Annotated in this window: 1 protein-coding gene; it reads right to left on the reverse strand. The window is 50.9% G+C overall.

The features are described 5' to 3' along the window. Positions 1–537: ATP-binding protein (locus tag ACFO8Q_RS23805; RefSeq protein WP_380029865.1), on the reverse strand; the 537-nt coding region annotated here is incomplete at its 3' end. Positions 538–660: the final 123 nt, after the last annotated feature.

Here is a 660-nt window from a genome sequence, read left to right on the forward strand (position 1 = left end):
TTCGGTCATCGTTAGCGAAACGAGTAACCACTCGTCAATGATCAACAGGCGAACTTTCTTGTACTGAGCGATCACTTTCTTATATGTCCCATCTCCCCGGGCAATCGCCAGGTCGGTCAGCAGTTCCGGCAAACGGATGTACTTGGTAGCTAGAAAATGACGGCAGGCAGAAATACCGAGCGCGCAGCCGATGTAGGTTTTCCCGGCACCGGATGCTCCCATGAGGATGACATTATGTTTCTCGTGAATAAAATTGCCGGTGGATAAACGTAAGATTTGCGCTTGGTCCAATTTCCGATCCGCATGATATTCAATGTCTTCGACGCAGGCATTAGGATAGCGAAATGTCGCCTTTTTGATGAGTCGGTCCAGTTGATTGTTCTTGCGTCTGGCCCATTCTGCATCCACGAGTAATCCGAGCCGTTCTTCAAAGGACAGTGTGGCGTAAGAGGGCGTCTGCATTTGCTCCCGAAGAGATTCCGCCATCACGCTGAGTCGCATACTGATGAGCTTGTTCATGGTCGTTTCGTTCAGCATGGTTATTTCCTCCCGTAGTAAGTTGCGCCGCGCGTAAAGCCGTGTTGACTGGAACGGTTGACGGATTCGGTTTCCGTCGTCGCCGCCTGCTGGTCAACTATGAGATCCTGACCGGATTTGAGT

The organism is Effusibacillus consociatus, from assembly GCF_042652925.1.
Lineage (GTDB): Bacteria > Bacillota > Bacilli > Tumebacillales > Effusibacillaceae > Effusibacillus > Effusibacillus consociatus.